This is a genomic window from Mesorhizobium sp. WSM4847, from assembly GCF_055811335.1.
Map to the genome: position 1 here is coordinate 174,768 of NZ_JBVVPY010000007.1, position 13,335 is coordinate 188,102.

The 13,335-nt window shown below is 62.7% G+C and carries 13 protein-coding genes and 1 pseudogene; 9 read left to right on the top strand and 5 right to left on the bottom strand.

What is annotated here, in order from left to right; translation table 11 throughout:
• Positions 1-58 precede the first annotated feature (58 nt).
• On the bottom strand, positions 59-1,045 hold the full coding sequence (gene dctP / locus AC0L28_RS12660) for a TRAP transporter substrate-binding protein DctP (RefSeq protein ID WP_287259083.1): 987 nt from the start codon (positions 1,043-1,045) through the stop codon (positions 59-61).
• Between the two features lie 48 nt (positions 1,046-1,093).
• Positions 1,094-2,002 (bottom strand): shikimate dehydrogenase, encoded by a 909-nt coding sequence (locus AC0L28_RS12665; protein ID WP_473477723.1) that lies wholly within the window; start codon positions 2,000-2,002, stop codon positions 1,094-1,096.
• A gap of 176 nt (positions 2,003-2,178) precedes the next feature.
• Between AC0L28_RS12665 and AC0L28_RS12670 the strand changes: the two genes are divergently transcribed.
• The 7 genes from AC0L28_RS12670 to AC0L28_RS12700 all read left to right on the top strand — a co-directional run bounded on the left by AC0L28_RS12670 (position 2,179) and on the right by AC0L28_RS12700 (position 8,470).
• Positions 2,179-2,865 carry a TetR/AcrR family transcriptional regulator gene (locus AC0L28_RS12670; protein WP_128166363.1) on the top strand — a complete coding sequence of 229 codons (687 nt, stop codon included), beginning with the start codon at positions 2,179-2,181 and terminating at the stop codon, positions 2,863-2,865.
• An 84-nt stretch (positions 2,866-2,949) separates the two neighbouring features.
• Positions 2,950-4,842 carry a bifunctional sugar phosphate isomerase/epimerase/4-hydroxyphenylpyruvate dioxygenase family protein gene (locus AC0L28_RS12675; RefSeq protein WP_473477726.1) on the top strand — a complete coding sequence of 631 codons (1,893 nt, stop codon included), beginning with the start codon at positions 2,950-2,952 and terminating at the stop codon, positions 4,840-4,842.
• A gap of 5 nt (positions 4,843-4,847) precedes the next feature.
• Positions 4,848-5,648 carry a 3-oxoadipate enol-lactonase gene (pcaD, locus tag AC0L28_RS12680; protein ID WP_473477935.1) on the top strand — a complete coding sequence of 267 codons (801 nt, stop codon included), beginning with the start codon at positions 4,848-4,850 and terminating at the stop codon, positions 5,646-5,648.
• A complete protein-coding gene (pcaC, locus tag AC0L28_RS12685; protein ID WP_473477729.1) occupies positions 5,645-6,043 on the top strand; it encodes a 4-carboxymuconolactone decarboxylase in 399 nt (132 codons plus the stop codon). The genes pcaD and pcaC overlap by 4 nt, the downstream gene beginning before the upstream one ends.
• A 2-nt stretch (positions 6,044-6,045) precedes the next feature.
• Entirely contained in the window at positions 6,046-6,804 is a 759-nt protein-coding gene (gene pcaH, locus AC0L28_RS12690) for a protocatechuate 3,4-dioxygenase subunit beta (protein WP_287171263.1), read from the top strand.
• Positions 6,804-7,418 carry a protocatechuate 3,4-dioxygenase subunit alpha gene (gene pcaG / locus AC0L28_RS12695; RefSeq protein WP_287171264.1) on the top strand — a complete coding sequence of 205 codons (615 nt, stop codon included), beginning with the start codon at positions 6,804-6,806 and terminating at the stop codon, positions 7,416-7,418. Before pcaH ends, pcaG begins: the two co-directional genes overlap by 1 nt.
• On the top strand, positions 7,415-8,470 hold the full coding sequence (locus tag AC0L28_RS12700) for a 3-carboxy-cis,cis-muconate cycloisomerase (protein ID WP_473477731.1): 1,056 nt from the start codon (positions 7,415-7,417) through the stop codon (positions 8,468-8,470). The genes pcaG and AC0L28_RS12700 overlap by 4 nt, the downstream gene beginning before the upstream one ends.
• 18 nt (positions 8,471-8,488) lie before the next feature.
• Here the strand turns inward: AC0L28_RS12700 and AC0L28_RS12705 are convergent, their stop codons facing one another.
• Together AC0L28_RS12705 and AC0L28_RS12710 are read right to left on the bottom strand one after the other, a co-directional pair.
• A complete protein-coding gene (locus tag AC0L28_RS12705) occupies positions 8,489-9,616 on the bottom strand; it encodes a Gfo/Idh/MocA family protein (RefSeq protein ID WP_473477734.1) in 1,128 nt (375 codons plus the stop codon).
• A gap of 9 nt (positions 9,617-9,625) precedes the next feature.
• The gene (locus AC0L28_RS12710; protein ID WP_031254346.1) at positions 9,626-10,303 is read right to left on the bottom strand and encodes a GntR family transcriptional regulator; all 678 of its coding nucleotides are present in this window, start codon (positions 10,301-10,303) and stop codon (positions 9,626-9,628) included.
• 130 nt (positions 10,304-10,433) lie between these two features.
• Here AC0L28_RS12710 and AC0L28_RS12715 point away from each other — a divergent pair, with 130 nt between their 5' ends.
• Both AC0L28_RS12715 and AC0L28_RS12720 read left to right on the top strand, forming a co-directional pair.
• Complete coding sequence (locus AC0L28_RS12715; protein WP_473477736.1) at positions 10,434-11,591, top strand: LLM class flavin-dependent oxidoreductase; 1,158 nt, start codon at positions 10,434-10,436, stop codon at positions 11,589-11,591.
• Between the two features lie 67 nt (positions 11,592-11,658).
• Positions 11,659-12,203: pseudogene (locus tag AC0L28_RS12720) on the top strand (flavin reductase family protein).
• A 38-nt stretch (positions 12,204-12,241) separates the two neighbouring features.
• On the opposite strand, the gene AC0L28_RS12725 reads toward AC0L28_RS12720, so the two are convergent.
• The gene (locus tag AC0L28_RS12725) at positions 12,242-13,285 is read right to left on the bottom strand and encodes a LacI family DNA-binding transcriptional regulator (protein WP_023797644.1); all 1,044 of its coding nucleotides are present in this window, start codon (positions 13,283-13,285) and stop codon (positions 12,242-12,244) included.
• Positions 13,286-13,335: the final 50 nt, after the last annotated feature.

Below are 13,335 nucleotides of genomic sequence, written 5' to 3' on the forward strand. Positions count from 1 at the left end.
GGCGTCTGGCCAAACCGGCCAGCCGGTCGCAAGCGGACCGGCCGGCGCGTTCGTCGCGTCAAAGCGCGTTGATCTTGTCGACCATCCCGGCAGGCCATTCCTTGGCCAGGTCGGAGGCAAGATATTGCTCCTGCACATGCTTGCGGAATGCTGCGACATCGGGTTCGTAGATCTTCAGGCCCTTGCCCTTGAATGTTTCAACGAGTTCCTTCTCGCGCGTCAGGTGTTTCTCTGTCGAGAAGTCGATCGCCTTGTCCGCCGCGGCCTGGACCTTTGCCTGCTTCTCGGCCCCCATCTCGTCCCACACCTTTTTCGAGATGCTGAGAAGGTCGAATCCGACAAGGTGCGAGGTAAGCACGATCTGCGACATGACCTCGTAGAACTTCATGTTCTCGACGTTGGGCAACGGATTGTCCTGCCCGTCGATTGCGCCTGTCTGCAGGCCGGTATAGACCTCGGCGTAGGCCATTGGCGTAGGGTTCGCACCGAGCGCCTGGCCGAGGAACTGCCAGGCGTCGCCACCCGGCATACGCAGCTTGATGCCTGCCATGTCGGCGGGAGTCTTGATTTCTTTGTCCGGCTTCAGACCGACCTGGCGCAGACCGAAATAGGTTGGGCCGAGCACCCTCACGCCGAGCTGGTCCTCGGTCATCCTCTTCAGCTCCGCACCGGCATCGCTGGCAAAGAACGCCTTCACGTGCGCGGCGTCACGGAACAGGTAGCCGGCGGTGACGATAGACCACGCCGGAATCTGCTTGGAGATGTCCTGCGGGGCGACGTTGCCCATCTCGAGGTTGCCGCGCTGGATGGCGACAAGTTCGGTGCCCTGCTTGAACAGGTTGCCGCCGTAATAACCCTCGAAGGCAAAGTCGTCCTTGATGGCGTCGGCGAACATTTTCATCATCTCGGCCCGGATGTCCTGTTCCGAGAACACGGCCGAGAAACGCAGCTTCGGCTTGTCCTGCGCGAAGGCGGGAACGGCGGTCGCGGCGGCGAGTGCGCCGGCGGCGACCATGAACAGGCGTCGGTTGATTTCAGCTTTCATGTCGATTTCCTCCCTATGGTCTTCATATGGTTATAGACGTCATTGCCTTCATGCGGCGGCCTCGAAGTGATCTGCCATGGCGCGGCGGTCGGCCTTGCGCCCGGTGAAGAGTTCGAACGCGCGGACGGCCTGATAGATCGCCATGCCGATGCCCGGCAGCGTTCTGCAGCCGATCGTTCGGGCGGCCACCAGCAACTCTGTTTCGGTCGGAAAGTAGATTATGTCGGCGACCCATTTTTCGGCTGTCAGAAGAGCCGTGTCGAACGGTGTTCCGGGGTATTTCGCCATGCCCACCGGCGTCGTGTTGACGATGCCGTTTGCCATGCGCACGGCTGCAGCCGGGTCCGGCCACGTCTCGACGCGACCGCCAAACAAGGCGCCCATGCGCAACGCAAGATCCGAGGCGCGGCTGGGTAGGCTGTCGAAGACGAACAGCCGGCCAACGCCCATTTCCATCAGTGCGTTTGCGACTGCGGCGCCCGCTCCGCCGGCGCCGAACATTGCGACACAGCCCATCGATGCGCCTGTCATCGCCTCGCGAAAACTCTCCGCGAAACCCCAGCTGTCGGTGTTGTGGCCTTCCTTGCGTCCGCCAGCAAAGACGACCGTATTCACCGCGCCTATCGCGCGCGCTTCCGGCGACAGCGCATCGAGGACGGGAATGACAGCCTGTTTAAACGGATGCGTGACGTTGAGGCCGTGAAAGCCTGCAATTTCCGCCGCCGCGATCAAGTCGCCGATCGCCGCGTCCGGAAATCCGAGCCGGTCGAAATCGAGCAAAAGGTACGAATAGCCGATGCCAAGGCGCCGGGCTTCACGCTCGTGCATGCCGGGCGTGCGCGAGGACTGAATACCGCGTCCGACGAGGCCAATCACGACCTTTTCGCTGTCGCCGCTGGCGGCGCCCTTGTGCTCGTCGGCAAGACGGCAAAGCAGGTCGACAAGGCTGTCGCCCATCTCCCGAAATTCCTCCCTGTACGGGCCGCCTCCCAGCCCAAATGCGGCAATTCCTGGATCGCCCTTGTGTTCACGCCAAACGCGCCGGTAAATGAGCCGGTCGCGATTTGCGAATGATGTACTAACTGGTTAGTTTAGTCAAATGCCGGCTGCGCCGGGGCGGGAACTCAAACTGCATGGCCGTTATCAAGAAAGAACGAAAGCCGAAGCCGGACGCGAGCACGACGCGTATCCAGGACCCTGAGGGCACGCGCCGCAACATCCTGGAGATCGCCTCCAAGGAGTTTGCCCTGAACGGTTTGTCGGGCGCGCGCATAGACGAGATTGCGGCGCGCACACGCTTCAGCAAGCGCATGATCTACTACTATTTTGGCGACAAGGAAGGCCTCTACCTGCGCGCGCTCGAGAACGCGTATCGTCAGGTGCGCGAGGGCGAGGCTCAACTTGATATCGAAGGTCTGCCCCCCGTGGCGGCACTGACGCGCCTGGTGGAGTTCACGTTCGACCACCATCACCGACACGAGGAATTCATCCGCATGGTGATGATCGAGAACATCCATCACGGCCAATACCTCCAACAATCGGATGCGATCCGTGAACTGAACGTGACGGCGATCGACCACATCTCTCGCATCTATTCACGCGGTGTCGAAGAGGGGGTCTTCCGGCCGGGACTCGACGCGATCGAACTCCATTGGCAAGTAAGCGCGCTGTGCTTCTTCAACGTTTCCAATCGCACCACCTTTTCGATGATCTTCGGACGCGACTTCGGCGCGCCGGCACAACTCGAGCGGCTCAAACGCAACAGCGTGGAGATGCTGTTGCGTTTTGTCGCGAAGGACGAAGCTCCCGCAGAACGCTGAGCGGCCGAAACTTGCGGTGCTGCCAGCGTTGCCTTAGTTATGTACGAACTGGTTCGTTCACGACAAACCAGGGAGGAGGCGCGTTTGAAGACGTCGATCGCGACGGTGTCGATCGCCGGTGACCTGGCGGAGAAATTCGCGGCAATTTCCGCCGCGGGCTTCGACGGTGTCGAAATCTTCGAGAATGATTTCCTCGCCTTTGACGGCTCGCCGCGCGACGTCGGCCGAATGGCTGGTGACACAGGTCTGACCATAACGCTCTTCCAGCCGTTCAGGGATTTTGAGGGATTGCCGGAGCCGCAGCGCAACCGCGCCTTCGATCGTGCCGAGCGCAAGTTCGACGTCATGCAGGAACTCGGCACGGATCTGATGCTGGTATGCTCGTCGGTGTCGCCCGTCTCGCTTGGCGGGATCGACCGGGCGGCCATGGACTTTCGCGAGCTTGGCGAGCGCGCCGCCAGGCGCGGTCTGCGCGTCGGCTACGAGGCATTGGCCTGGGGCCGTCACGTCAACGATCATCGCGATGCCTGGGAAATCGTGCGCAGGACCGACCATCCGAACGTCGGGCTGGTTCTCGATTCCTTTCACACGCTGGCCCGCAGGATTGAGCTCGGCTCGATCCGTTCGATACCCGCGGACAAGATCTTCATTGTCCAACTCGCCGACGCGCCGCTGATCGACATGGACTTGCTCTATTGGAGCCGGCACTTCCGCAACATGCCAGGCGAAGGCGATCTGCCGGTGCGACAATTCATGCAGGCGGTCGCGGCAACCGGTTATGACGGCTATCTGTCGCTCGAGGTTTTCAACGACCAGTTCCGTGGCGGGTCGGCAAAGGCGATCTCCGTCGACGGACGGCGTTCGCTCGTATGGTTGATGGACCAGGTGCGGCGTGAAGAACCGGCACTTGACATGGCCATCCCGCCAATGCCCGACCGCATCGGGGTCGGAGGGGTCGAGTTCATCGAGTTCGCGGCCGATCGCCAGGACGCCGGACAGCTTGGATCGCTGTTGCGCATGCTCGGCTTTGTCGAGGCCGGTCGGCACGTCTCTAAGGAGGTCACGCTCTACCGCCAGGGCGAGATCAATATCGTCATCAATACCGAGCGGCAGGGCTTTGCCCATTCTTCCTTTGTTGTCCATGGCACGTCGGCATACGCGATGGGCCTGAAGGTCGAGGACGCCGCCGCCACGGTGGCGCGCGCCGAGGCACTGGGCGCGGAGATCTTTCACCAGCGGGTTGGGCCCGGCGAGTTGTCGATCCCGGCGATCCGCGGCGTCGGCGGCGGACTGATCTACTTCCTCGATGCCAAGACCGACTTGGCGAAGGTCTGGGACATGGAGTTCACGCCGGTCACGTCGGCAAGGTCCGGCAATGGCGTCGGCCTCACCCGTATCGATCATGTCGGGCAGACCATGGCACAGGAGGAGATGCCGAGCTGGCTGCTGTTCTATGTCTCGATCTTCAGGACGACCAAGACCCCGATGGTCGACATCGTCGATCCGGCCGGCCTCGTGCGCAGCCAGGTCATCGAAGGTCTGGACAAGCGCTTCCGCCTCACGCTGAACGGTGCCGAGAGTCACCGCACCCTGGCCGGCCATTTCATCGCCGAAACCTTTGGTTCCGGCGTCCAGCATCTGGCACTCGCGACGGATGACATCTTTGCGACGGCGGCGAAGCTGCAGGCCAACGGCTTCGAACCGCTTCAGATATCGATGAACTACTACGACGACGTAGAAGCGCGCTTCGGTCTGGATCCGGAGGTCGCCGATCGGTTACGCTCGGCCAACATCCTTTATGACCGCGACGACAACGGCGAATTTTTTCAGCTCTATGCGCCGACATTCGGAGAGGGATTCATTATCGAGTTCGTTGAACGGCGCGGCGCGTATGCAGGCTATGGTGCGCCGAACGCACCATTCCGCATCGCCGCGCAAAAACGGCTGATGCGGCCCAAAGGAATGCCAAAGCTATGACAAGTATGAACTTTGCTCGCATCAATGGCGCGACGATTCACTACCGGCATCGTCCCAAAACTGGCAGGCCGACGGTCGTCTTCGCCAACTCGCTCGGCACGGATATGCGCATTTGGAACGAGGTCGAGCGAAGGCTGGCCGACGACTGTACATCCGTTGCGTTCGACAAGCGCGGACACGGCCTGAGCGAACTGGGTGGCGCGCCGCAAACAATCGAGACCCATGCGACGGACCTTGCAGGGCTGCTCGACCATCTTGGCGTAAAGCGCGCGGTGATCTGCGGGCTTTCGATCGGCGGCGTCATTGCGCAATGCCTTTACAAGACGCGGCCGGATTTGATCGAGGGATTGATCCTTTGCGATACGGCAGCGAAAATCGGTACGGCCGAGATGTGGAACGAGCGCATCAACGCGACCCTGTCGGAGGGCATCGCCAGCTTTGCCGACGACGTGATGCGAAAATGGTTCACGCCGGATTTCCATAACAATCGCGGCGAGGAACTGGTGGGTTATAAAACGATGCTGACGCGCCAGGATCCGGCCGGCTACGCTGCTGCCTGCGCGGCTATCCGCGACGCCGATTTCACCGCGACGACCGCCGCGATCAAAGTGCCGACACTCTGCATTGTCGGCGATCGGGACGGATCGACGCCGCCTGAACTGGTGGAATCGCTGGCCCGCTCAATCCCCGCCGCACGATTCGAGGTCATCTCCGGTGCGGGCCACATCCCATGCGTCGAGCAGCCGGAAAGGCTGGCCGGGCTGATCCGTGGCTTCCTGAACGACATGCCAAGAGAGCGCAAATGAGCAAGCCACGACACGGCGACCGATACGTCGAAGGGATGGCGACGCGCCGTTCGGTGCTGGGTGACGCCCATGTCGACCGCGCAGAGGCGGCCAAGACCGAATTCGACATTCCTTTCCAGGAACTGATCACGGAGGCTGCATGGAGCCACGTCTGGTCGCGGCCGAACATCACGAGGCGCGAGCGTTCCATGATCACCATCGCGCTGCTCGCCGCGCTGAAGCAGGACGAAGAGGTTGCGATGCATATCCGCGCCAGCGTCAATACCGGGGCGACGCGCGACGACATACGCGAGGCGCTGCTGCATGTGGCAATCTATGCCGGGGTACCGGCGGCAAATCATGCGATGAAGATCGCGAGGGAGACGTTCGACGAAATCGACGCTCAAGCCGGCTAATCATGACCAAGTCGCGCTTTCCCGCCAACCGCACGCCGGAAATCGGCGCCTTCTTTCCGCGCGACCGCAACTGGCATCCGCCGGCCTTCACGCCAGCCTACAAGACGTCCGTGCTGCGCTCGCCGCAGCGGCCGCTTCTTTCCCTCGACAACACGCTGTCGGAGCTTACCGGGCCGGTCTTCGGCCAAAGTATTCTCGGTGAACTGGACAATGACCTCGTACACAATTTTGCCGGGCGGGGCGAAAGCGCGATCGGGCCACGCATCCTCGTCTATGGCCGCCTGCTCGACGAGCGCGGCATCGGCGTCGCCGGTGCGTTGCTGGAGGTATGGCAGGCCAACGCCGGCGGACGCTATCGACACAGGAAGGAGACTTATCTCGCGCCACTCGATCCGAACTTCGGCGGCTGCGGCCGCACCATCACCGGCGAGGATGGCTCCTATTGTTTCCGCACGATCCAGCCGGGGCCATATCCCTGGCCCAACGGACCCAACGACTGGCGTCCAGCGCACATCCATTTCTCGATCTTCGGGTACGGCTTCGTGCAGCGCCTGATCACCCAGATGTATTTCGAGGGCGACCCGATGATCTGGAGGTGCCCGATCGTGCGGACCATCAACGACCGCCGCGCTATTGAAGGCCTCACCGCCGCACTCGACATGGAGGCAACGATACCGATGGATGCGCGGGCATACAAATTCGACATTGTACTGCGCGGCCGCCGCTCGACGCTGTTCGAAAACCGCATCGAGGGCAACTGATGGTCCAGGCTCTTGGCCGGCTGAAGGAAAGCGCCTCGCAGACCGCGGGACCCTATGTCCATATCGGGCTGACGCCCAACTTTGCCGGTATCTCGGGCGTCTTTGAACGCGACCTTGGCACCGCGATGGTCAACGACAAGACCAGGGGCGAACGCATCAGGGTCAATATCCGGGTGATCGACGGCGCCGGCTCGCCGCTGAACGACGCACTTGTGGAGATCTGGCAGGCGGACGCCGCCGGCATCTACAATTCGCCCTCGGATCTGCGCGGCTCCGCCGACCCGAACTTTACCGGCTGGGGCCGGCTGCCCACCGACATGACGACGGGCGAATGCCTGTTCGAAACCATCAAACCCGGTCGCGTGCCGTTTTTTGACGGCCGCAAGATGGCGCCGCATTTGACGGTCTGGATCGTCGCGCGTGGAATCAACATTGGCCTTCACACCCGTATGTATTTCGGCGATGAGGAAACCGCCAACGCCGAGGATCCCGTCCTGATGCGCATTGAGCAGAAAGAGCGCGTGTCAACGCTGGTCGCGCCGCGCGATGGCGACATCTACAAGTTCGACATTCATCTCCAGGGCATCAACGAGACGGTCTTCTTCGACATATGATCGCAGCATTCGACAATCCCCTCCTGTCCGGGCTTCTCGGCGATGAGAAGATGGCGACGCTGCTCGGCGTCGAGGTCGAACTTGCGACGATGCTGCAATTCGAGAAGGCGCTCGCCGACGCAGAAGCTGCGCTCGGCATCGTCCCGGCGGCTGCAGCAAGCGCCATCGGGCGCGTCCTCGACAACTTCCGGCCGGAAATCCAGGCCCTGAGGGACGCAACGGCGCGCGACGGCGTCATGGTGCCGGAACTCGTGCGGCAGATCAGGCATGCTGTCGGAGAGCCGCATTCGGAGCATGTGCATTTCGGTGCGACCAGCCAGGACGTGATCGACACGGCCATGATCCTGAGAATTCGCGCCTGTATCGACCTGTTGGAAGAACGGCTTTCGGCTCTGGTGGTCGCCTTCGCCGATCTCGGCCATCGGTTTGGCGATCGCCCGCTGATGGCCCGAACCCGAATGCAGGCAGCGATTCCGATTTCCGTAGCCGACCGCGTCACAAGCTGGTGCGAACCGCTGGTGCGCCACCACGAGCGGCTTCAATTGGTGCGAGGATCGATTCTCGTCGTCCAGTTCGGCGGCGCCGCCGGGACACTCGAGAAGTTCGCAGACAAGGGGGCCGCCATCCGTGCCGCGCTGGCCCGGCAGCTAAGCCTTGGCGACGCGCCGCAATGGCACAGCCAGCGCGACCGCATCGCTGAGCTGGCCAACTGGCTGTCGCTTGTGACGGGCGGCCTCGGCAAGTTCGGGCAGGACATTGCGCTGATGGCGCAGGCAGGCGACGAGCTGCAAAGGGCGGGCGGCGGTTCGTCGTCCGCCATGGCGCACAAGCGCAATCCCGTCGACGCCGAGATGCTGGTGACGCTTGCCCGCTACAACGCGGTCCAATTGTCGGGAATGCATCATGCGCTGATCCATGAGCAAGAGCGCTCCGGTGCAGCCTGGACGCTGGAATGGTTGATCCTGCCGCAGATGCTCATGGCGGCTGGAGCATCGACCTGTGTCGCGGACAGGCTGGTCAGAACCATAGCGGCAATCGGAGGCAAGGGTTGACTGATCCCACTAGGCGGCTCACGCCGTGGATCTTGCGCTCTCGCAGGCATCGAGTGGGTTGGAAATGGCCGTGCCCTGGTTTGCCGACAATTGTGCGGCCATACCCATGGCGACAGCTTTCCAGCCATCATCCAGCGTCACCTCGACCGGGCCCTCGCCTCGCAGGGCGGCGCAGAACCGCTGATGCTGATAGAAAGTCGAGCCGTTGTGATCGCCGGCCGTCAACAATTGCGGGTCGACCGGGATCTCGACGGTGTACGGTCCCTGCGGAAAGCGTGGGCTGACGATCAACTGCGGCGTCGGCGCCGCGCCGAGATGGGCTGGCCAGAAGCGGCCGGGACCCGGCACCAGGCATTCGACTTTACCTCGCGCACCGACGGCGCTGATCTGCTCCTGATAGCGGCTGCCCTCTGCATACATGCACAGTTCCAGCATGGCGCGCGCGCCGCTGGCGAAATCGACCAGCACGTAGCCGCAATCCCAGATATCGGGTGTTTCGCCATCATAATTTTCGTCGAGATGGTTCACTTCCTGTCCGGCCGACGCCATGATTCTTACCGGTTCCGATTTCAGGATTAGCCGCATGAGATCGAAGAAATGGCAGCATTTTTCGACGAACGTGCCTCCCGATCGACGGTTGAAGCGGTTCCAGTGGGCCACCTTGTCCAGGAACGGGTAGCGATGTTCGCGGATTGTCAGCATCCGGATGCCACCGGTGGCGTCCTGCGCCTGCTCGATGAATCGAGCGACCGGCGGCATATAGCGGTATTCCATCGCGACCCAGACTGGTGCGGTATAGGTCGCGGCGAACGCCTTCACCGCGACTGCGTCGACCGGATCGGTGAAAAGCGGCTTCTCGACCAGGATAGGCAGCGCACGGATAGCGGCGATTTCCTTGAGCTGTGCGAAATGCACATAGTTCGGACTGGCGACGAGCAGGCAGTCGACGCGCGGATCGGCCGCCACCTCCGCGACCGAGCCGGCGATCGACGCTTGCGGGGTGAGGCCTGCCATGCGTGCGCGCATTGTCGCGTCGGGCTCGAAGATCGCCGCGACGCCGACATCGGGCAGCAGCGCGATATTGCGAAGATGCTCCTGCCCCATCATGCCGCAGCCGATGATGCCGTAGGAAATGTGCTTCGCCATATCCGTTCCCTATCGCAGCCGCGCGACATAGCGCGCGACGCCATGATCAAACCAGGTCCTGGAAAACTCCGCGCTGGCGCCGTCCTGCATCCAGCCGGTACGCTCGATGAAGCCGGCGGCAGCGCCCGGCGCGAGGCCGAATTCTGGCAGCGCCCATCCCGGCACCTGGCCGACCCCGACGCGGTCCTCTGCACGCAAGATCCAGAAGCCGAGCGCCTTGCGGTAGTAGAGATAGAGCGAATCCGACAGTTCTTCGATAGCAACCGTCTCCACACGGGCACCGTCGAGCCAGATCTCCTCCAGCGCCGCCGGCTTGCCGCTGAGGCTCCGCAGCCGCCTTATTCTATGGGCCTCGCTGCTCGACCCGAACACCGGCAGGTCCATCGGTTTCGCCAGCCGATCGACTGACAGAACGCGCGCCGTCGGCAGCCCGCCTCCTTCCAGGAGTTCCAGCCGGAACATGGAATAGACACTGGCCACGTCAGGTTGCGAACGTACGTAGTTCCCGGAACCCTGGATGCGACTGAGCAAGCCCTTGCGCTCGAGATCGCCGAGCGCCTTGCGCAAAGTACCGACCGCTATTCCAAGCCCCGCAGCCATGTCGCGCTCCGGCGGAAGCTTTTCGCCCTCAATCATCCGCCCGGCCGCGATCTCGCGAATCAGCATTTCGCTGACCTGCTGATGCATCGGAAGCGCATAGGCGTTTCTGGACGTGGTCACATTGTCTCCAACGCAAAATTGATACACTATTGATCTACACAAACACGAATGATATGCAACAGGGAAATCCAGTCTCTGACAACGAGGAGTGCCGACATTGACGGTCGTTCCGGTGACGTCCGCAGATCTCGATGCTGCTGAAGTGTCGTGGTTTTCCGCTTTGTGCTCCGATGATTTCCGCTATCTCGGCGTACCGGATGGCGCGCTGCGGTCGAGTTGGGAGCACTGCTCCGATATCGTCAAGACAGCCGAAGGACTGGGCTTTCGCAATATCCTGTGCCCCTCGTCCTATCAGGTCGGCCAGGATACTCTGTCCTTCGTGGCGGGCTGCGCTCCGATAACCTCGGCGATCAACCTTCTCGCGGCGGTGCGTTGCGGCGAAATGCAACCGATCATGCTGGCGCGCACGCTCGCAACGCTCGACCACATGCTGAAGGGCAGATTGACTGTAAACGTCATCTCTTCCGACTTTCCCGGCGAACTCGCCGACAGCCGCTTCCGCTATCAGCGTTCGCGCGAGGTCATCGAGATCCTGCGTCAGGCCTGGACGCGCGATGAAATCAACCATCAGGGCGAGGTCTACCAATTCGGGAAAGTAACCGCCGACCCCGCAAAGCCCTACCAACAGAATGGCGGGCCGCTACTCTATTTCGGCGGCTATTCGCCCGACGCGCTCGAACTCTGCGGCGCACAGTGTGACGTGTATCTGATGTGGCCGGAGGCGAAGGACGTGTTGGCGCACCGCATGCGTGATGTTCACGAGCGTGCAGCCGCCCATGGCCGCACATTGGATTATGGCCTGCGCGTCCACGTGATTGTGCGCGACACCGAAGCCGAAGCCCGCGAATATGCCGAGGAACTGATTTCGAAACTCGATGACGAGCAGGGCAGCGTTATCCGCGGCCGCGCACTGGACGCGACATCCCTGGGCGTCGCGCACCAGGCAAAGAACCGCGCCGGCGCCGACGCACAAGGCTATGTCGAGCGGCATCTGTGGACCGGCGTTGGCCGCGCACGCTCCGGTTGCGGCGCCGCGATCGTCGGCTCGACCGATCAAGTCATGTGCGAGATCGAGGAATACCGGAAAATGGGCATCCGCGCCTTCATCTTCTCCGGCTATCCGCATCTCGACGAGGCCCTGTCCTTCGGCAAGCGCGTGCTGCCGAACATCAACACCTGCTCGCTGCCGCATGTCTATGGCCGGGTGCCGGAAATCACCCCGGCGACTCCGCTCGGAACCGGGGAGCGGCGATGATGATGCTGCGAAGGCGGGTCAACGAGATTGAAGCTTCCACCGCAGCCCTTGGCCAGGAGGGCGCCTGATGTACCACTTCCTCAACCCCGAGCAGCAACCGATGAAAAGCTTCGTGCCCGGCCCCGACCGCAAGCGCGAGTTCCGCGACGCGCTCGGCCGGTTTGCGACCGGTATCACCGTCGTCACCACGATGACGCCTGATGGTCCCGTCGGCATCACCGCGAACAGCTTTGCATCGGTGTCCCTCGACCCGCCGATCGTGCTCTGGTCGATCGGCCGGCATTCGAGGCGCTTTGCCGCCTTCGCTGGTTGCGAGCATTTCGCGGTTCATGTCTTGGGCGCGGAGCAGATCGAGCTGAGCCAGCGCTTCGCTCGCGCCGGTCAAGCCTTTGACGGCCTCCCGCACGACCTGAACGATGCCGGCGTGCCGCTGCTGGTGACTGCCTGTCGCGGTTCGAATGCGTGCGGATCTCCGGGCATGAGGGCGGCGACCATTTGATCGTCGTTGCCCGCGTAACCGCCGCGACCTTGCGAGACGGCGAACCTCTGCTTTTCTTCGGCGGAGGTTACGGACGCTTCGAAGACGGTTCGAACGTGGCCACACCGATGTAGCGATGGCCTGGTCCGGACAGCGGTGTGAACCATACGTCTCAGGCGCGAACCGGGCCGGTCGACTGGCGTTGCACGATATGGCAGGCGAATTCGATACGGCGCGGCGGCAGGTCCCCGCCGAGATCGGCGAGCAGGAGGTCGAGCGACGCCGCGCCGATCTCGCGCATCGGGATATGCATCGTCGTGAGGGGCGGGTTTTGGAAAGCTGCCTGCGGAAGGTCATCCATGCCCATGACCGACACGTCGGCAGGCACCTCGTAACCCGACTTCCGGATCGCCATCATCGCGCCGATAGCGAGACTGTCGCCCGCGGCGAGCACGGCTGTGAAATCGAGGCCACGCGCCTCGATGCGCCGCGCAATCGCTTCCGCCGCAAGGTCCGGCAGCCAATCCGCCACCTCCACGGCCAGGTCGCCGGCCGCCAGGCCGCACTCTCGCAGTGCATCCTGCCAGCCCTCGAAGCGACGCTCGATCGTGCGCCGCCCGCGTCGCATCAGGAACAGGATGCGCCGGTGGCCGAGGTCGAGCAGGTGCTGCGTCGCGAGATGCGCCGCCGAGCGGTTGCATGGCGTCAGGCTCGAATGGTGCATCGCCGGGTCGTCGCCGTTTATGAGCACGATCGGCTTGCCGAAACCGCCGGTCAGCGTCAGCACCGCCTCGTCGTCAAGCGTCAGAAACAGGCAACCGACGACGCTCTTGTCTTGCCTGGCCTCATTGAGCAGCGCGATCTGCTCACCGGCGTCGGCGATCGAGCGCGACACCAGCTCGACACCGAGAGTTTTTGCGCGCTCGTTCAGTCCGTCGAGCACATAGAAGGTGAACTGGTTGCGGCCATAGTCGATCCTCGCAGCGTTGCTTGCGGCGAGGATCACCTTGCGGCCGGCGATCGACGTGGGGATCGTGTAGTTCAACTTCCTGGCGGTTTCGATGATCGTCGACCGAAGGTCGCCGCGCACGCCCTTGCCGCCAGCAAGCGCCCGCGACGCCGTGCTGACGGATACGCCACAGCGCGCGGCGACGTCTTCGAGCCGCACGCGCCGGCTGGGCGTGCCGCGCTTCCCGCTTTCGACCTTGACGACCATAGGCTGTTTCCTCACCAGGCCTTCATGCTGCAAAAAAATTTCAGATTGCG